16 protein-coding genes are annotated in these 18,505 nt (G+C 60.8%); 4 read left to right on the top strand and 12 right to left on the bottom strand.

What is annotated here, in order from left to right; translation table 11 throughout:
• Together HMPREF2792_RS01800 and HMPREF2792_RS01795 are read right to left on the bottom strand one after the other, a co-directional pair.
• Positions 1–5,002, bottom strand: a 5,002-nt coding sequence (locus tag HMPREF2792_RS01800; protein WP_083306367.1) for a G5 domain-containing protein, incomplete at its 3' end; no start/stop codon positions are given.
• A 348-nt stretch (positions 5,003–5,350) separates the two neighbouring features.
• Positions 5,351–6,127, bottom strand: coding sequence for a hypothetical protein (locus tag HMPREF2792_RS01795; RefSeq protein WP_070530402.1), 777 nt, complete (start codon positions 6,125–6,127; stop codon positions 5,351–5,353).
• A gap of 162 nt (positions 6,128–6,289) precedes the next feature.
• Between HMPREF2792_RS01795 and HMPREF2792_RS01790 the strand changes: the two genes are divergently transcribed.
• Positions 6,290–7,429, top strand: a complete 1,140-nt coding sequence (locus HMPREF2792_RS01790) for an Mrp/NBP35 family ATP-binding protein (RefSeq protein WP_198530281.1) — start codon at positions 6,290–6,292, stop codon at positions 7,427–7,429.
• Between the two features lie 7 nt (positions 7,430–7,436).
• Here HMPREF2792_RS01790 and HMPREF2792_RS01785 read toward each other — a convergent pair whose 3' ends face one another.
• From HMPREF2792_RS01785 to sigE, 3 genes are all read right to left on the bottom strand, one after another.
• Complete coding sequence (locus tag HMPREF2792_RS01785) at positions 7,437–8,009, bottom strand: twin-arginine translocase TatA/TatE family subunit (RefSeq protein ID WP_070524949.1); 573 nt, start codon at positions 8,007–8,009, stop codon at positions 7,437–7,439.
• A gap of 84 nt (positions 8,010–8,093) precedes the next feature.
• Complete coding sequence (locus HMPREF2792_RS01780) at positions 8,094–8,561, bottom strand: anti-sigma factor family protein (protein WP_070524947.1); 468 nt, start codon at positions 8,559–8,561, stop codon at positions 8,094–8,096.
• Positions 8,562–8,645: 84 nt separating this feature from the next.
• Positions 8,646–9,311 carry an RNA polymerase sigma factor SigE gene (gene sigE, locus HMPREF2792_RS01775; RefSeq protein ID WP_070525260.1) on the bottom strand — a complete coding sequence of 222 codons (666 nt, stop codon included), beginning with the start codon at positions 9,309–9,311 and terminating at the stop codon, positions 8,646–8,648.
• Positions 9,312–9,475: 164 nt separating this feature from the next.
• Between sigE and HMPREF2792_RS01770 the strand changes: the two genes are divergently transcribed.
• A complete protein-coding gene (locus tag HMPREF2792_RS01770; protein WP_070524945.1) occupies positions 9,476–10,123 on the top strand; it encodes an O-methyltransferase in 648 nt (215 codons plus the stop codon).
• An 81-nt stretch (positions 10,124–10,204) separates the two neighbouring features.
• On the opposite strand, the gene glgC is transcribed toward HMPREF2792_RS01770, so the two are convergent.
• A complete protein-coding gene (glgC, locus tag HMPREF2792_RS01765; RefSeq protein WP_070524943.1) occupies positions 10,205–11,422 on the bottom strand; it encodes a glucose-1-phosphate adenylyltransferase in 1,218 nt (405 codons plus the stop codon).
• 154 nt (positions 11,423–11,576) lie between these two features.
• Here glgC and glgA point away from each other — a divergent pair, with 154 nt between their 5' ends.
• Both glgA and HMPREF2792_RS01755 read left to right on the top strand, forming a co-directional pair.
• The gene (gene glgA, locus HMPREF2792_RS01760; RefSeq protein ID WP_070524941.1) at positions 11,577–12,731 is read left to right on the top strand and encodes a glycogen synthase; all 1,155 of its coding nucleotides are present in this window, start codon (positions 11,577–11,579) and stop codon (positions 12,729–12,731) included.
• An 11-nt stretch (positions 12,732–12,742) separates the two neighbouring features.
• On the top strand, positions 12,743–14,200 hold the full coding sequence (locus HMPREF2792_RS01755) for a GH32 C-terminal domain-containing protein (protein WP_070524938.1): 1,458 nt from the start codon (positions 12,743–12,745) through the stop codon (positions 14,198–14,200).
• Between the two features lie 493 nt (positions 14,201–14,693).
• On the opposite strand, the gene HMPREF2792_RS01750 is transcribed toward HMPREF2792_RS01755, so the two are convergent.
• From HMPREF2792_RS01750 to HMPREF2792_RS01725, 6 genes are all read right to left on the bottom strand, one after another.
• Entirely contained in the window at positions 14,694–15,578 is an 885-nt protein-coding gene (locus tag HMPREF2792_RS01750) for a methyltransferase domain-containing protein (RefSeq protein WP_070530398.1), read from the bottom strand.
• A gap of 10 nt (positions 15,579–15,588) precedes the next feature.
• A complete protein-coding gene (locus HMPREF2792_RS01745) occupies positions 15,589–15,756 on the bottom strand; it encodes a DUF3117 domain-containing protein (RefSeq protein WP_010187237.1) in 168 nt (55 codons plus the stop codon).
• Positions 15,757–15,845: 89 nt separating this feature from the next.
• On the bottom strand, positions 15,846–16,145 hold the full coding sequence (locus HMPREF2792_RS01740; protein ID WP_070530397.1) for a DivIVA domain-containing protein: 300 nt from the start codon (positions 16,143–16,145) through the stop codon (positions 15,846–15,848).
• A 3-nt stretch (positions 16,146–16,148) separates the two neighbouring features.
• On the bottom strand, positions 16,149–16,886 hold the full coding sequence (locus HMPREF2792_RS01735; RefSeq protein WP_070530396.1) for a glucosyl-3-phosphoglycerate synthase: 738 nt from the start codon (positions 16,884–16,886) through the stop codon (positions 16,149–16,151).
• A 3-nt stretch (positions 16,887–16,889) separates the two neighbouring features.
• Positions 16,890–17,702: a dihydropteroate synthase gene (gene folP, locus HMPREF2792_RS01730; RefSeq protein ID WP_198530282.1), complete on the bottom strand. Its 813-nt coding sequence runs from the start codon at positions 17,700–17,702 to the stop codon at positions 16,890–16,892.
• Between the two features lie 26 nt (positions 17,703–17,728).
• Positions 17,729–18,499 carry an LOG family protein gene (locus HMPREF2792_RS01725; RefSeq protein WP_070530393.1) on the bottom strand — a complete coding sequence of 257 codons (771 nt, stop codon included), beginning with the start codon at positions 18,497–18,499 and terminating at the stop codon, positions 17,729–17,731.
• Positions 18,500–18,505 lie beyond the last annotated feature (6 nt).

Genomic DNA, 18,505 nt, shown 5'->3' with positions numbered 1-18,505 from the left:
CAGTCGGGGTTTCCGTCGGGTCCTCAGTCGGGTCTTCCGCTGGATCTTCCGTTGGGACCTCCGTTGGGTCTTCCGTCGGGTCCTCTGTCGGGTCTTCCGCTGGGTCCTCCGTTGGCTCTACCGTCGGGTCCTCTGTCGGGTCTTCCGTTGGGTCTACCGTCGGATCGTCCGTCGGGTCCTCGGTGGGATCAACTGTCGGGTCGTCCGTCGGCACTTCGCACTTGCACTTGGAACCCACACGAATCTTGCGCGGGGTCGGCTCCTTAATGACTTCCTCAGACGTCTCCGGATCGCTTTCCGGCACGCCGTCCTTGAGCTTCCAGGTCTTGGTTACTTCCTTCTCACCAAATTCGCCTGCCTGGTCCTCAACAACCTTGCCAACTTCCAGGTTCGGGTCATACTCAATGATGGTGTCGAACGGAGTGCTCTCCTTGTGCTTATCCGTCAGCTCAGTCTCGTGGTGGGTCGCAGGACCAACCTCGATAATGTGCGTGGTCGGATCACTGATCTTCTCAGTGGACTCATCCTTCGTCGCCTCACCGTTCTCAGCGTTAACGGTGACGGTGTGCTTAATCTCGCCCTGCTTGCCTTGCTGGACAACCTTGGTCTCGCCAGGCTTCAGCGCAGGGTTAACGCGGACCTCAACCTCGAACGGAGTGTGCTCATTCCATTCGATGACCGTGGATGCAGGCTTGCCCTTGGTGCCTACCCTGACGATCTTCTTAACTGGATCGCTAACGCGCTCAGTGGTGGTCTCCGTACCAGTAACCTTCGAATTCTCGATGTTCTTCGTCGTGGTGACCTTGTCCTTGCCCAGCTTGCCCTCTTGAACGGTCTCCTGGGTACCGGCTTCCATCGTGTCATCAAAGATGTACTCGGTCTCGAACGGCACATCGACCTCGTACTCGGAGGTCTCAGAACCCTCGGTCTTGGTGCCAACACGGATCACCGCGTTGCTTGGCTCCTTGGTGCGCTCAGTGGTCACAGTCGGCTCGCCATCCGGTTTGCCGTCCTTGATCTTCTGAGTGGAGGTGACGGTCTCGCTACCGAGCTCGCCTTGCTTGTCGACGACCTGCTCACCCTCCTTCAACGTGTTGTCAAAGACAATTTCGGTCTCAAACGGAACCGGCTTTTCAACCTTAGTCACCACAGAAGTGTCCTCGGCCGCAGGGCCGTACTCGATGATCTCGTTGACAGGAGCCTTGGTCTGCTTCTCCTCCGGGGTCACCGTTGCCTGGTCACCCTTCGCGGTGAAGTCCGCGGTGTAGGTCTTCTCACCCGGGACGCCCTTCTGGACAACCTTGATCTCACCCGGCTTCAACTCCGGGTTCGGACGGGTCTCAACATCGAACGGAACCTGAGCGGTCCACGTAACCTTCTCAGAGGCCTCAGACGGCTTGGTGCCAACGGTGATGACTTCGTCGACAGGCTGCTTGGTGATCTCTTCGGTGATCTTGGGATCGCCCGGCTTGGAGTTGACGATGTCACGCTTGATCGTCACCGTCTTCTCACCCGGCTCACCCTTGGTGGTCACCTTTGACTCGCCAGCAGGCATGTTCGGGTCATACTTCACTACAACCTTGTACGGGGCCTCAGCCTTGTAGGTCTCGGTGTTCTCACCGGTGGTCTTGGTACCGACGCGGATGATCTGCTCGGTCGGCTCCTTGGTGCGCTCCGTGGTGACGGTTGGGTCGCCGGAGGGCTTGCCGTCGACAAGCTTCTGCGTGGAGGTCTCAACCTCGGTGCCGAGCTCGCCCTTCTGATCGACGACCTGCTTGCCCTCTTCCAGGGTGTCATCGAAGACAACCTTGGTCTCAAACGGAATCGGCTTCTCGGTCTTGGTCACCAGCTCGCTCGGGGCCAGACCCGGGCCATACTCGATGATGCGCTTGACCGGTTCCTTTGTGGTCTCTTCCTCGGCTACCTCGGCCTTGTCGCCCTTAGCAGTGAACTTGGCTGTGTAGGTCTTCTCGCCGTCCGCGCCTTCCTGGACAACACGGGTTTCACCAGGCTTCAGGTCCGGGTTCTCGCGAACCTCAGTCGGGAAAGGAATCGGGACCGTCCAGGTCACGTCCTTGGCGCTCTCGGCAGGCTTGGTGCCGACGACAACGACCTCATTAACCGGCGCCTTGGTGCGCTCCCAGCTACCGTCCTTGTTCTGCTTCTCCGAGCCCGCCTTGCCTTCGGTTTCAACCGTGTAGGTACCGGCCGGGACGGTGTCGTCGTATTTGTAGACGACGTCAAACGGAACTTCGCGCGTCGGAACGTCAACAACGTTCACAACACCGTAAGCGGTGTCCGTGGAGCCATCCTCGTAAGTCACAGTAACCGGGATCTTGACCTGGTCACCCGGCTTGGCATCCTTAGGTGCGGTTGCGGTGATCTGGCCATTGTCATCAATGCTGACGGTCCAACCTGCCGGAACCTTACCCAACTTGTAGGGGTTTTCCTTCGCAACGTTGACGTTGTCCGGCTTCTCAATCGTCACCGGCAGTTTCGCAGTGTCACCCGGGTAGACCGTTTCCTCGGGGTAGGTTGGATCGGCCTCCCATTTGTTGGTCAGCTTCACCACGGTGGTCACGGGCACCTTCGGGGTGGATCCGTCTGGGGTTTCAACCGTGACGCTGATGGTCTTCTGCTCACCCGGCTTGGAATCCGCCGGCGGAGTGGAGGTCACGACACCAGTTTTCGGGTCGATCGTGTACTTCCAACCGTCAACATCCTGTTCGGTGATCGGCGATCCATCGTCGTTCTTACCAAAGGAGAACTTCGATCCCTTCGGGGCGTCCTCAACATGGTGCTCCACAGACTGGTTCGGGCCTGTGACCTGTACGTCGTAGGTAGGGGCGATGTCGCTCTTGAGCACGACAACGGTGCCCTTGACCTGCTGCGGTTTAGCGGTGTTGTCGTAGTAGGCAAGAACCGGAACGTCCAGGATGTATCCTTCGGGCGCTGTCCGTGGGATGGTGGTGGTGATTTCACCAGTGTTCTCATCGATCTTGACGGTCCACGTACCGCTGTCATCCGTGACGGTGTACTCGGTCTTGCCGCCTTCAAACGTGTAGCGCTTCGGGGCTTCATCGTTCGTGTTACCGCTCAGGCCGCGCTCCGGGAGCTTCGGCTTGAGGCTCACCTTTGCGGTCGGCTTGTTGGTCACCGTGTCATAGTCGGGGATCTTGATGTCCACGATGGCTTGGAACTGCGTCTCAATCTCATCGGTGGTCTGATCCGGGTAGGTGGCCTTGATCTTTGGGGTGATGATGCTGCCCGGCGGGACGGTTTCGTCCGCCTTCGCGGTAACCCTACCGGTCTCATCGACGGTAACGGTCCAGCCATCCGGAACGGTATCCGGGTCAACCTCAAACTTCGCGGGGTGAACCGGGCCATGGCCCTTCATGATGGACTTGGTGCCAACCTGAGCCGTAATGCTCTGGCCCACCTTGCCCTTCGAAATACCTGGGCGCACTAGGTCGGTGACCTGGGTGTGGTTCGGTTCAACGACTACGAGCAACTCAAGCTCATCGGTGGAGCCGTTCGAGTACTCCACAATAACCTTCGGACGAGCGAAGGTGCCTGGCTTTGGCTCCTCTGGAGCGGTGACGGTGACGTTGTAGTCCTCGTCCGTCTCAACAGTCCAGCCCTCGTAGACGTACTTCTCATCCAGCTTGACCTTGGCTTCGAAGCCCTTTTCGCCCTTCTTCTTCGCTAGGTCCCTGATCAGGTCCGGGGTCTGGGTGAAGGTAACCTTCTGTGGCTCGGTAGCCAGCGGCCCGGTGGCGCTATCGACGCCGGAGATGATCGAGGCGTCGGTCTTGTCGTACTTCGGGGTGTGGTACTCGGTGTCGTCCAGGGAGAACGCCTTCGAGTCGATGACGTTCGCCTTGTTGTAGCGCGTCAGCGAGTTGGAGCTTTCGAAGGCCTGACCACCTCCGAAATTGTTATTCTCGACAGCAGCTTGAAGCTGATCGACGGTACGCGGCTTCGCCAGAACGGAGAAGTTCACGTTCTTGTCAGTTGCCAGGTCGGTACCGCGGTACTCAGGCCACGTGAAGTAAATGTCACCGTTGTCGTCGATGCGTAGATTCTGCTCGCCGCCAGACGCTGCAGGGTCCGTAGTTCCAATGAACTTACCGTTGCCGTCGTAAGCTTCCACAAGCATGCGCGACATTGAATCGTCCGTGCCGCCGTTAACAACTTCCGGAACGTTGATGTGACCGACCTTGGTCTCTTCCCCTGGGACGATGACGTGCTTTTCGAAGCTCTCCCACGAGACCGTAATCGGGTTACATTCGATGTTCTCGCTCGGCCAAGGGTTCACGACAGCCGTGTACAGGGCATTGGGGCCCTGAGTCGCTTTCAGGCCGTTGGGATTCTCCTTCGTGTACTTGCTCTGCCAGACGTAGCGCACCGGGTTATCTTTACCGGCCTCAGCGAACTGTGTGACCTCTTCCTCGGTCAGGTCGGCGTAAAGATTCAGGTTTCTCTGAGTACGTGATGCCGTAATACTGATGCTTTCATCGGCCTTCGCAGTGGCAGGCCCCAAATCACCAAGAGGGGTCTCTCCGGGGTCCTTCGAGGAAACTGAGCCAGCATTCAGTACGGCTCCCAAGTTTCCAGCATTAGTAAAACCCCAATCCGCGAACGTACGGTCCTGCGAGTTGTCAAAAGATAGGCTCAGACCCCAATCCTTTTGCTTTTCAACAGGCGTACCCGAGCTCGGTTCCACGGTATACCAGGTAAAACCCGCCTGGCTGCCGCTTGGGGAATTCTCATTGATCACACACGAACCAGCCGGCAGGTCCGAGGCCTTCTGCGCGTCCTTCTCCACCGCGCCGGACTTGTCGCGGATGCCGCCGGTCAGCGTTGCGGCTGCGGCCTCGGGGGACACAGTATTAAAAGACGTGACGCTTAGCCCACTGAGCGCGAGAGTAATGGCGGAGAGAGCGGCCACTCCCCTGCGAGAGGCGCGACGGTGGGGCGAACTACTGCTTTGTGCATTCATTTCAATAGACCTTTCCAATGCAAAACTCTGCCTCGCCCCCCGCGGGAAAGCGTTGGTCTTAGGGCTTGCCAAGCGCTCTCCCCACAAATACCCGAGAGAACAGACAGGGAATAGACAGGTTATCGTTCAAAATAATACCTACCAAAGAGGAGAAAAGCAAGGAAAAATACCTACTCACCAGCCATTTATTGACGACAGTTCACAGCATTTTAAAAGCTGAAAATTCGCTGAATCGTCCACCCTATGAGACAGGACTAGGTTTCTGCATGTAGGGCACGGGGAGACGTCGCCAAGCACAGCGTGCCCACCGTCATGCGAAGCACACGATCAAGCGGTAGGCGCAACCGTTTAGGATTCCTCGTGAACCAAATCCGAGCCACCGGAGGAATTGGAGTCGCCCTCCTCGTTGAGGTTCTGCGAGAGGTTGGCCTCCATCCAGGCGCGCACGGCGCCCTCGAAATCCTCAGACTCCTCCACCTCCTCAACGACTTCATCGAGGTCCTGCGTCGTCAGGAATTTGGTAAAGGACGCGATCTCTAGTTTCTCATCGCGGTTAAAAAGCCCGTCTTGGTAGACCACGACGTAGTTTTGCGGCAGTTCCGGCTTGGAGTTAGGGCAGCCCTCAGCGCCGGCGGGCTCGACCACGGACATCTCCGGAGGCATCGACGCCATGAGCGCAACGTGGGTGCGCTCCAGGAAATCCACGTCCTTCGTCCCCTCATCCTTGGCGGCCACATAATCCTTTGAAATCTCGCGGGCCTCCACCGGGTTGTAGACGTTTAAAAATTCGCCCGTACAGCCAACGAAGAAGTTTCCGTTCGTGCTTACCCCACTGACGTGTTCACCGCCGCGCCGGACCATCATTGGCTCCTGGGAAACGGTGGCCGCACGCCCCTCATCGCGGAGGGTCTGGCGGTAGATCTCAGCCAATACGCGCTGCTCATGGGATGTCGGGTCGATCATGATGGTGATTGGCGCCGATGCAACAGGCTTGGGATCTGGCTTGGGCTCATATCCCGAGCAAGCGCTGAGCGACGCCCCCACAACCCCCACCAAGGCCACCCCAGCAACGCGGGAGAAGGTTCGGGAACGTGAGGTTTCGCGGGGCATCAAAATAGGGCGCATTCTTTCTCTTAAACCAGACATGGGGCAGGACATAAACCACAACATGTCACTACTGTGCAGCTGCAGCGCTTCAGGCGCAGCATCTGGCTGAATTTTACACATCCCATTGCCCTGACGCGGTGTGGCTCTCCTCAGCAACGGGTGACTAGACTGGTGCGGGTTATGACTAGCGCTATTACTGAATCTTCCGTTCGCGACGCGCTCACCCGCGTCGATGACCCAGAAATCGGTCGCCCCATCACTGAGCTCGGCATGGTGAAGTCCGTGACCGTCACCGGCTCGGACGTGGATATCGAGCTTTATCTCACCATCGCGGGCTGCCCGATGAAGAGCACCATCGAGTCCAATACCCGCGCGGCTGTTTCCGAACAAGACGGTGTCGGCGAGATCACCATCTCCATGACACCGATGAGCGACGAGCAGCGCAAGGAGCTCAAACAGAAGCTGCGCGGCGGGCAAGCCGAGCCGGAGATCCCCTTTGCCAAGCCTGAGTCCACCACCCGCGTCTTCGCGGTGGCCTCCGGCAAGGGCGGCGTGGGTAAGTCCTCCGTCACGGTGAACTTGGCGGCTGCCTTGGTGAACAAGGGCCTCAAGGTGGGCATCGTGGACGCCGATATCTACGGCCACTCCGTGCCCAGCCTGCTGGGTTCCACGGCGGGCCCCACAGTGCTTGACGACGAAATGCTGCTTCCCCCCGTCTCCCACGGCATCAAGCACATCTCGATTGGCCAGTTCGTGGAGGGTAACGCGCCCGTCGTCTGGCGCGGACCCATGCTGCACCGAGCCCTTCAGCAGTTCCTCGCGGACGTCTTCTGGGGTGACTTGGATGTGCTCCTGCTGGACCTGCCACCGGGTACTGGTGACGTGGCCCTGTCGGTGGCCCAGCTCATCCCCAACGCCGAGCTGCTCATCGTCACCACCCCGCAGGCGGCCGCGGCCGAGGTGGCCGAGCGCGCCGGTTCCATCTCGCAGCAAACGCGCCAGCGCGTGGCCGGCGTGATTGAGAACATGGGCGCGATGGTCATGCCGGACGGCTCCACGATGGATATCTTCGGCTCCGGTGGCGGCAGCGTGGTGGCCGAGCGCCTCAGTGTGCTGCTGGGCCACGAGGTTCCCCTGCTGGCCAGCATCCCGCTCGATCCAAGCCTGCGCGCGGCTGGCGATGCCGGAACCCCCATCGTCATCTCCGCGCCCGACTCCCCCGCTACGCAAGCCATCACCAAGGTGGCGGATTCCATTGCGGTGCGCTCCGATTCCCTCGTGGGCAAGAAGCTCGGCTTGGGCGTGACCCGCAAGAACTAATCGGGCCTTAGGTGACATCCTCCCAGGAGGAGCTGCCCTCGCCGGCGGATGCATTCCCGCCGCGCGGGGGCTGTGTCGTTTTCTTGTTAGTCGCTCGCTCTTCCACGGACTGCTGCGCACCCAGGTCCGGGTAGACCTGCGAATAATCAAACGTCGGCCGCGCGGGGTTCTCCTGTGGCGCGGGCTGCGCTGGTCTCTGCGGCGCGGGTTGGTTGTTTACTTCTGCGTCGTGCTCGTACGGGCTGGTGCTCTTCTTGATGTCCTCAGCCATCTTTTTCGGGTTGAAATCGTCCCAGGCGGACTCGTCGCCGTCGAAAAGCGCCTTGGTGATAACCCCGCGCGGCCCCATGCGCGTCCACTCCGCCGCCTGGCTCAGAGGTACGCGAAGATCATCGAACTCCGCGCCGAGACCGCTCATCTCACCGTTGAGCTCCGCCTTAGCGTTGGCAATTGCTTTGCGCGCCGCATAAATCGCCGCACGCACGTCCATAATCACACCGGGCAAGCGCTCAGGTCCGATGATCACCAGACCCAGCAGCACGATGACGAGGATCTCTACCCAACCAATTGAGGAAAACACGAAACTATCTTAACCACTTCGCTGTATGTGACAGGCAGGACCGGTGTGTAGGGCGCGCCCCACAACCTTTGGGGTTTTGGGGGCTCAGCTCCTCTGGTTATGGCGAATAGCGCGGACGACCATCTCCACCTTGTCAAGGAAGTCTTGGCGAGGCCGATGGGCGGGCATCTCCGCGTCCGGCCCAGGCCCAGCGCCCTGATTAGCAATACCCGCAAGTTTAGCCATGAGGGAATCCGGCGCCTTGACGTGGGAATCCACGCTGCATTCCCGAATCCATTCGGCGGCATTGCGCTGGTGGTGAATGTCCGCTCGGCACTCCGCGCAGTGCACGAGATGAACGCGCACGCGGTGGGCATACTTGGCCGGCATTTCACCATCGACAAAGGCGACGACCGCCTCGGGCCCCAAGTGGCCGATCGTATCCGCGCGCTGCGCGCGTGACTTGGCTTTATCGCGGACTTTGGCTTGGGCCTCAGTAAAGAATCCGGACGAGCCTAGGTAGTGGCCATGTTCCTGATCCCCCGAGGACTTCTTATGCCCTGATTCCTTCACCTCAACGTCACCTCAACTCAGCGCGTGCTTTAGGCCTTCACTTAGCTGCGAGTTTCGCAGTCCTAAGGCTAAACGCTGCCCAGTCTAGCGCGTGCGCAGCAGGCTGCGGGTGTCCGCGTTGGTCTGTGCTTCCTTTTCCAATGCGGCGCGCAACTGGGAGCGGCCACGGTGGATTCGAGAACGCACGGTACCCATCTTCACGCCAAGGGTTTCGGCGATTTCGTCGTAGCTCATGCCAACGACATCACAGAGCACCACCGCAACACGAAAATCAGGCGCAAGGTTATCCAGTGCCGATTGCAACGCCGGGTCGAGGTTAGCCACCGAGTAGGCCTGCTCCGGGGTCATGTCAGTGCCGGGGACACGCTCATAATCCTCCGGCAAGGCCTCCATGCGGATTTTAGAGCGGTGGCGGACCATGTCCAAGAAGAGGTTCGTGGTAATGCGGTGCAGCCAGCCCTCAAAGGTTCCGGCCTGGTATTTATTCAAGGAGCGGAAGACGCGCATGAAGGTCTCCTGCGTAAGATCCTCGGCGTCATGCTGGTTACCGGAGAGGCGGTAGGCCAAACGGTAGACACCATCAGCATGTTCGGCAACGAGTTCCCCCCAAGAGGGCATGTCGCCCTGGCCGGCGTCGAACGCTGCGGTTCCGGTCAGCTCTTGGGCTTCTGCACTCTCGGAAGAGCTGACGGTGGAAGAAGAATCACGAGTGCTTTGAGCGGGCTCAACACTGCGCTGCTGTGTGGTCATGAGGATCATCATTCTATAGTGCGGGCCGAAACTCCAGCCAGCGCACTGTGAGCAGCCTGTGAATCCGTCACTCCTCTTACATGCGCTTCTTGTGCCACACGGAGAGGACAATCGCGGGCGATTCTCGGCGCGCAGCTGCAGCGAGTTCACTATGGTTTTCTATTGTGACTACTACGGCTTATGACGCAATGCGAACCTATATCGAATCCACCAGCGAGAGCTCTGAGGTGCTCGCCGCCGCCCGCGCCCACGCGGAGGAGTACGGACTGCCTTCGCCGGATGAGGCCACCGGCCAGCTGCTCAGCACGCTCGCCGCGGTTTCTTCCGGTACCGCCTCCCGCCCCCAAGCGGTGGCGATTACCCCCGCTGCCTCTGTCGTGGGCCTTTACCTGTTGGCGGGGATGCCGGACAACGGTATCTTGACCTGCATTGACCCAGAGGCCGAGCACCAGGCCAGCGCTAAGCAGGCGTTCCGCGATGCTGGCTACTCCCCTAGCCGCGGGCGCTTCCTTCCTTCCCGCCCGCTCGACATCATGGGCCGCTTGGCTAATGACACATACCAGGTGATTTACGCCGAGGTCCCCGCCCTCGACATGCCTGCACTACTCAAGGCCGCCTGGCCTCTGCTCCATCAGCACGGCACCTTGGTGTTGGCCAATGCGCTTCTCGACGGCACCGTGGCCGACCCCTCCCGCACCGACCGCGACACCGCCGCCGCCCGCGAGGCCGACGAGTTTGCTCGCTCCCTCGACGACGCCGCCGTCACCCGCTTACCCTATGGCGCGGGCCTGACACTCATCACGAAGCTCTAGCCCACCAAGCACCACAAAAGCGGGCGCGACGGTGGCAATCACACCACCCGCACGCCCGCTTTAGGACAGAAATAACGCGACTTAGACCTTTACATTCTTGCCCACAACCACGACTCCGCCTTCAGAGACCTTGAAGCGCTCCTCATCGCGCTCGCGGTCCACACCGATGATGGCGCCGTCACTGACCACCACGTTCTTATCCAGGATGGCATGGCGGACTACCGCGCCACGACCGATGCGCACGCCGGGAAGGATGACGGAGCCTTCCACCGTCGCCCCATCCGCCACATGCACGTCCGAAGCTAGGACGGAGTTGCGCACCGTACCACCGGAGACGATGCAACCCGGAGCCACCATCGAGGACTGCGCAATACCGTTCTGCACAAACTTCGCCGGCGGGAAGTTGGAGTCATCCGTGGAATGAATAGGCCACGAACGGTTGTACAGGTTGAAGATTGGGTGCACCGAAATCATGTCCATGTGCGCCTCATAGAAGGAGTCGATGGTACCGACGTCACGCCAGTAGCCATGGTCACGCTCCGTGGAACCGGGAACTTCGTTAGCCATGAAGTCATAGACGTGCGCCTGATCGCGCTTCACGAAGTAAGGGATAATGTTGCCGCCCATATCGTGAGCGGAATCCTCATCCTTTTCGTCTTGCAGCAACGCGTCGATAAGCGCCTGCGTGGTGAAGACGTAGTTGCCCATGGAGGCATAGGTCATGTTCGGATCATCCGGGGTCGCCGGAGGATTGGCAGGCTTCTCGACGAACTCCGTAATCGTTCCCATCCCATCCGCCTGGATGCAGCCGAAGGCAGAAGCCTCCGAACGCGGGACGCGGATGCCCGCCACCGAGCAGTCCAGGCCAGTCGCGATGTGTTCCTCCACCATCTGCGCTGGGTCCATGCGGTAGACGTGGTCGGCGCCGAAAACGATGACATAGTCCGGCTTTTCGTCATAAATCAGGTTCAGCGACTGCAGGATGGCATCGGCGGAACCGTTGTACCAGCGCTTACCGCGACGCTGCTGAGCCGGAACGGAAGCGATGTACTGCGGGGTGGGTCCAGACAGGTTCCACGCTTGGGAAATGTGGCGGTCCAGAGAATGGGACTTGTACTGGGTCAGCACCGCGATCTTGAGGAATCCGGCGTTGACAAGATTGGACAGCACGAAATCGATCAGGCGATAGGAACCGCCGAACGGAACGGCGGGCTTAGCGCGGTCTTCCGTCAGAGGAAAAAGGCGCTTTCCCTCACCGCCGGCAAGGACAATGGCAAGGACATTTGGAAGGCTTCTCACATCACCCAATCTATAGACGTTTTCTGGATCGCGCAGTCGAAGAGTGCTTGTTTTTACCCCCTTTTGATGACCTCTCGCCGCCCCCGCGGGCCAACGTGCCACATGGCCTCTCAAGGTTTAGCGCGAGCTGTGGATAATCCGTATTCTGGCGATTATGAGAGCCGGAATTTTTTCTAAGGAGTATCCGCCGGAGATTTATGGCGGAGCGGGCGTCCACGTTGCAGAGCTCACGCGCTTCATGCGCGAGATCATCGATGTTTCAGTTCACTGCATGGGTTCTGAGCGCGACGAGAAGGATGTGTTTGTGCATGGCGTTGATCCCTCGTTGAAGGAGGCTAACGCCGCGCTGCAGACACTCTCCACAGGGCTGCGCATGGCCAACGCCGCCTCCGATATTGATGTGGCTCACTCCCACACCTGGTACACGGGACTGGGTGGGCACCTTGCCAGCCGCCTGTACGGCATCCCCCACGTGGTCACCGCACACTCGCTCGAACCCCACCGCCCGTGGAAGCGCGAACAGCTTGGTGGTGGCTATGAGATCTCCTCGTGGTCGGAAAAGAACGCCATGGAGTACGCTGACGCCGTCATCGCGGTGTCGGCCGGAATGAAAGACTCAATCTTGGATGCATACCCCCGCATCGACGCCGACAAGGTCCACGTGGTCCTCAACGGCATCGATACTCAGGTATGGCAACCGGGTGAGTCGGCGGTGCTGGATAAGTTGGGCGTCGACAAGCAGCGTCCCATCGTCGCCTTCGTGGGGCGGATCACCCGGCAGAAGGGCGTGAAGCACCTGCTGAAGGCTACCCAGAACTTTGACCAAGACATTCAGCTTGTGCTGTGTGCCGGCGCACCCGATACGCCGGAGATTGCAGCGGAGACCGAGGCCCTCGTGGAGGAGCTGCGCGCCCAGCGTGACGGCGTGTTCTGGGTCAAGGACATGCTCTCGCGCGAGGAAATTAAGCAGGTCTACTCCGGCGCCGACGTGTTCGTCTGCCCCTCAATTTATGAGCCTTTGGGAATCGTCAATCTTGAGGCAATGGCTTGTGGCACCGCCGTGGTGGCGTCCAATGTGGGCGGCATCCCCGAGGTCGTTGTCGACGGCGAAACTGGTGTTTTGGTCAACTATGACGCAGATGACGACGCGACCTTTGAGGCCGATATTGCCGCCGCCGTGAACCGCGTTGCTGCCGATAAAGAGCTGGCACAACGCTTCGGTGCTGCGGGCCGCCAGCGCGCCATCGAGGACTTCTCGTGGGCCACCATCGCGCAGCAGACCGTGGACATTTACCGCTCGTTAATGTAGGAAGGACTGCCGTGACGCATAAAGAAACGCACCATCGCCCAGAACTTCACTTCGTTCCCGATAGCGGGATCCTCGACGCCCCCGCGGGAATCGTCCGGGACGGTCATACCTGGCACTTGTTCCACCAGTACCGCCCTGACGCTGGCCAGCCTGCGCGCTGGGGCCATTCCACCTCCGAGGAAACAGCCTTCGCGTGGCTGGACTGCGACGACGTCCTCGCCCCCGTCGGTGGCGAGCTGTCACTACGCGCAGGCTCAGTGGCGGAGGGCAAGGACGCCCTCAACCTTTATTTCACCTCGGTGACCTCGGTGGGCACCAGCGTGCGCTTGGCGCGGTATACCGACTACGCCGATGAATGCATCGTGTCTGATGACCCTTCTGCGCTCGATCCGGATGTCGTCCGCTTTGGGGAGGCGGTGGGCGCCCACACCAACTATGACCGCTTCCGCTCGCCTTCCGTGGTCCCGGATTGGGCCAAGGAAGACCGCGAAGAGGGACACGATGGCTGGCTGATGCTGGCGCTGACCGGTCATTCCGATGCCCCGATGCCGGTAATTCTGGACAGCCCCAATGGCGAATCTTGGACTCTTCTTGGGCCCTTGAGCTTCGACGGCGACCCTGGCTTTGAAGACGGCGAGGTCCCGGCTACCTCCCCCATCCCGCCGGTGGTGTCACCGCGCTTGGTGCGCCTTCGTGACGAGGTAGATAGGGAAATCTACGATGTCCTCTTTGTCACCTTAGAGCGCGAGGGCCGCGACGTTTCTGGCTACATCGTGGGCCGCCTCGACGGCACCGTGTTCACCGTGGCACGAGGTTTCCAGCGTGTGGACTATGGCCATGACTTCTCCCGGCCACGCAACACCAACACCACGACCGGAACGATTCCGCAGGAGCGCCGCTACGACCGCGCAGTCATCCTCGGCCTGCTCAATGGCAATGGCCGCGGTGATGACGCTACCAAGCACCCCACGTGGGAGGCTGAGGACTGGGCTAATAGCTTGTCACTGCCACGTGCAGTCACGCTGCAGGGCGGTGTGCTCTACCAGACTCCGGCGGAGGGGCTGCCGGATGCTGTGAAGCTCTCGAACTACGCACGGTCTTGGACAGGTGTATTGGAGGTACCGGCGGGCTCGAGCGTGACTGTCACGCTGAAGGACGGCTCCGGTGACGCCGCTGCGGTCATCCGCCACACGGGCGAGGAAATCAGCTTGGATCGCTCCATGTCGAAGTCCTTCGACAACTACTTCAAGGATTCCGCGCCAGCAGTGGCCAAGCTGGCCGAGGGCGATTCGGATACCCTCACCGTCATTCAGGATGGTGCCAGCGTTGAGGTGTTCGTAGACGGCGGATTGGTCGCCATGAGCTCCCGCGTCTACTTCGAGGGTGGTTGCTCTGCTATCGAAATCAGCACCGAGGGCGAGGCTATTATTGAGCAGTCCTGGAACAGGAAGGGCACCAAGCTCTCTTAAGAGCATCGAACGACGATCATAGAAGGAGGCCCGGGGTAACCGGGCCTCCTTTTGTGTGCGGGCCCACTGTGTTGTGTGGCCACGTTGCGCCGCTGCGCTCGCGGTCATCATTTCTCGCGCATGCCTCATCAGTTCCACTCGCTCCCCTTCCGCCCTTCGCGCTCACCGGGAGCGGTCATGACGGCTGATTGAGGCTCTTGGTGAGCGCGAGGGGAGAATTCGATGGGTGGCTTCGAGGCAAGGGTTCAGCGAAATAGCCAGCGCGTCAGCGCAAGCTCCAGATCACAGTGAGCAAACAGGCCCAGGGGTGGTTGCATCACAGGCCGCCCCGCCCTTCGCGCTCACGGAGGAGCTAAAAACTTCCGACGGACCCATTGCCGGTGAGCGCGAAGGGTCGTTCCGGAGAGAAAAGGGACGTTCCGAAGAAAGAAGGGCCGTTCCCCGGGGCTGAAAAGCAAGGGCTGGCAATGAGAAGCCGAGCGCAAGCGATGAGTTAGGCCGAGCGCAAACGATCCAGACGGGCGTGGGCCGTCACAGTCAACGTCTGCGGCAAGGAGGCCATGCGCTCTGCCAGCTCTTCCGGACTAATGTGGCGCGCCGAGGGGCTCATCCCCACCTGCGCAGCGATGGACGCCTTATCCAAGACGATGGGGAAAGAAATATCGACCGGATCCGCTGCCTGCTTAAGGAACCCTTCCGCCTGCGTGTAGAGGCGATCCACCTTGCCTTCTTCCACGCCGAGAATTCCCAGCGGCTCTCGCAGCTCATCCAGGTGACCGGACTGCGGGGTCAAGACGATGACCTCCCCGCCGGGTGCGAGAACGCGCTGGAACTCCGCCGGATTGCGCGGCGCGAAGACCACCGAGATGGCATGGATTGAATCATCCTTCAAGGGCAGGCGCTCCCACACATCCGCAACCACAGCGCCGACGCGCTCGTGCGACTTTGCCAGATGCTTAGCCGCATGCGTAGAGATATCGAGGCCCACGCCGCGAGCGCCCTCAATCGAATCGAGCGTGTGCGCCAGGTAGTAACCCGTGCCAGCGCCTACCTCTAGGAGCGAGGGGGCGGTGTCCTCATTGAGGCCTGCTTGCTGAGCCGCGTCCTGACTCTCCAAAGAATCCTGCACCGCTCCAGTGACTGCCTCCACGAAGGGTGCGAAATGCCCCATCGCCAGGTAGGTTTCACGGGCGGTGACCATCGCGGCATCGTCACCTTGATGCTTCAGACCCGCACCAGCTGCCAACGTGACGTAGCCCTGCTTGGCCACGTCATAGGAATGGCCGGTCTCCGACACGAGGCGGGAAAAATCATCCGCGCCTTCAAGGGCGCTGCCATCGGCGGGATCGGCCAGAATATCGACGATATGTGAAAGCATGCTCCCTAGACTAGCTAGAAACTGCTACGAGGAGTGAACCCAACTCCGCTGCTTCTTCTTTGCTGAGCTCAATAACAATGCGCCCACCCCCGTCAGAAGGAATGCGCATGACGATCTTGCGGGACTCCTCTACCGCTTCCATCTCTCCACCAGTGGTACGGGGCTTCATCGCTGCCATATTGAGTCTCCTTCGACTGTATTTTGTACGTCCTTCTAGTCTAGCTCTTTTTCGGCCGCCGGCGGCAGACTCGTCGCTGTAGGCTCGGCCTAGGCCTGAACCGAAGGTTCTGAAGGTTCGCCCGATGACGCCGCCTTGGCACCCCAATGGCGCTCCACTGCCGCCAACAGGGCATCCACTTGGTCCTGGCGGTAGCCGCGCGCAACCACGTCAAAGCGCAGGTCATCGAAGCGCCCCTCCTCGAGGGCCCGCAGATTCTCTCGATCGGTATCCACGGCCTTGTCGGGAGCGCCCATGACAGGTCCCCGGCCTACGAAGCTTCCCCACGCCCACGTGCCGATGATGATGAGGGCAATGAGCACAACGATAAGAAGAATCCAGGACATCATGCGCTAAATCCTACCCAGCAATGGTGGCCTTTGGGCAACAGGCCCAACCACGCCAGCACGGGACAGGATGGTGCGCGCAACCACATCGGCCATCGGGGCTAGCTCCTCCAATGGACGGTTACGGTGGGTGCGGGTGCCCAGGTCAACCTCGGCGAGGGCATAGGGGCCATAGCGCTTGGCGACGTCTATCAGCAGCCCCGCTTCCACCCCGTACCCTTCCACGAACGGCAGCTCCATGGCGGCCGCGCGTCTTAAGGCGTATTCGCCGCCGAGTGGTTGGTCAATGTGTGCGAGCTCCGGGAAGAACTGCCGCAAAAGCGGCTTGGCGGTCAGCTCGGTCACGCGCCCGCCACCGGTGGGCTTTCCTTGAAAGCTGCGCTGGTAGCGCGCCTTAACCATCTGGATGTGCGGATCGATGAAAGACTCTGTGAGCGCGGAAACCATTCCGGGCGCGGCGGATTCTAGGTCCGCATCGATGAAGACGACGATGTCGCCCTCAGCTGCCGCCACGCCGCGCCAGAGGGACTCACCCTTGCCTGGTCGGGGCATCTCAGGCAGGATCTCGCGCCAATTGAGCACCCGAGCCCCTGCCGCCTGTGCCTCAGCCACAGTTTCATCGCTCGAGTCCGCATCAATGACGATGACCTCTAGAGGATCATCCGCCAGGCAAGCACGCACCACGTGCGCGACTGTGCGCTCCTCGTTGAGCGCAGGGATAACCACAGAAACGCTGTCGGTCATGGCTTAGGCTAGCCCCCGCGTCGTGGCCAAGGGAGCTATCTGGCCCTGGATGGCGGCGGTCATGCGGATGACGTCGAGAGTCGGGGCCACCTCATGGACCCGAAAGGCCGCCACGCCCCGTGCCGCCGACCATGCCGTCGCTGCCAGCGTGCCCGCGACGCGCTGGTCCACGGCGCGGTCGAGGGTCTCACCCACAAAGTCCTTGTTCGACAAGGCCATGAGCACCGGCCAACCGGTCGCCACGATCTCATCGATGCGCCGCAGCAACTCCAAGCCGTGGAAGGTGTTTTTGCCGAAGTCGTGCGTGGGGTCGATAAACGTCAGCTCCTCCGGGCAACCGAGGTCGGCGGCTCGCTCGGCCAGCCGCGTGGTCTCGCTGATGACATCGGCAACCACATCATCGAAGTGCACGCGGTGCGGGCGGGTGCGCGGTGTGACACCGCCGGTGTGCGAGCACACGTAGCCCACCTTGTGGTGGCCAGCCACCTCGATGAGCTCCGGGTCCCAGCCGGCCCACGTGTCATTGACCAAACCGGCCCCCGCAGCGATCGCGGCATCTGCTACCTCAGCGCGCCACGTGTCCACGGAAATCAGCGCCTCTGGGCGGCGGCGGTGCAGCTCCGCGATGGTGGGCACGACGCGCTCGATTTCCTCGGCGGCGTCGACATGCTGACCCGGGCCGGCCTTGACGCCTCCGATGTCGATGATGGAGGCGCCGTCGTCAAGCGCTTGCTCCGCGCGCTGGATTGCTGGGTCGAGCTCGAAGGTGGCGCCCTTGTCGTAGAAGGAGTCTGGGGTGCGGTTCACAATCGCCATGACCCGCGCGAGGTTGTGCGCTTGGGTCACTTGCTCTCCTGCTCCCGCAGGCGCTTGTCCGACATGACCTTGTGCGCGGCCAGGATGTGGGCGACGGCCTCATCGATATCGTCCGTGACCAAGAAAAGATCGAGGTCCTCGGCGCTGATGAACCCGCCCTCGGCCAGGGTCTTCTTCATCCACTCCACCAAGCCGGACCAGTATTCAGTACCCATGAGCACGATGGGATAGTTGGTCACCTTGCCAGTTTGGACCATGCACATGACCTCAAAGAATTCATCCATGGTGCCCATGCCGCCGGGAAGACAGATGAAGGCCTGGGAGTACTTGAGGAACATGGTCTTGCGGGCGAAGAAATAGCGGAAGTTAAGCCCCAGATCCACGTAGGGGTTCAGGCCCTGCTCGTGCGGAAGCTCGATGCCCAAGCCCACAGACAACCCTCCGGCCTCGTGCGCGCCGCGGTTGGCCGCCTCCATGATGCCGGGGCCACCGCCGGTGATGACGGCATACTTGGCTTCTACCAGGCGGCGACCCAAGGCCACACCTAGCTGGTAGTTCGGATCCTCCTCCGGGGTGCGAGCGGAACCAAAGACGGTCACGGCCTTCGGCAGCTTGGCCAGGGCGTCGAAGCCGTCCACGAACTCGCCTTGGATGCGCAAGACGCGCCAGGGATCGGCGTGCTGCCATTCGTGATCCGCGCCGGACTGCAGCAGCCGTTGGTCAAAGGTGGAGGACTGCTCTCCGGCGGTGCGCACGAGAAGAGGTCCGCGCAGGGTGCGCAGTTGCTCAGGCGTCATGGTGGT

The sequence above is a fragment of the Corynebacterium sp. HMSC068H04 genome (assembly GCF_001811255.1).
In the GTDB taxonomy this organism is placed as follows: Bacteria; Actinomycetota; Actinomycetes; order Mycobacteriales; family Mycobacteriaceae; genus Corynebacterium; species Corynebacterium hesseae.
This window is presented reverse-complemented; position numbering and strand designations above follow the sequence as displayed.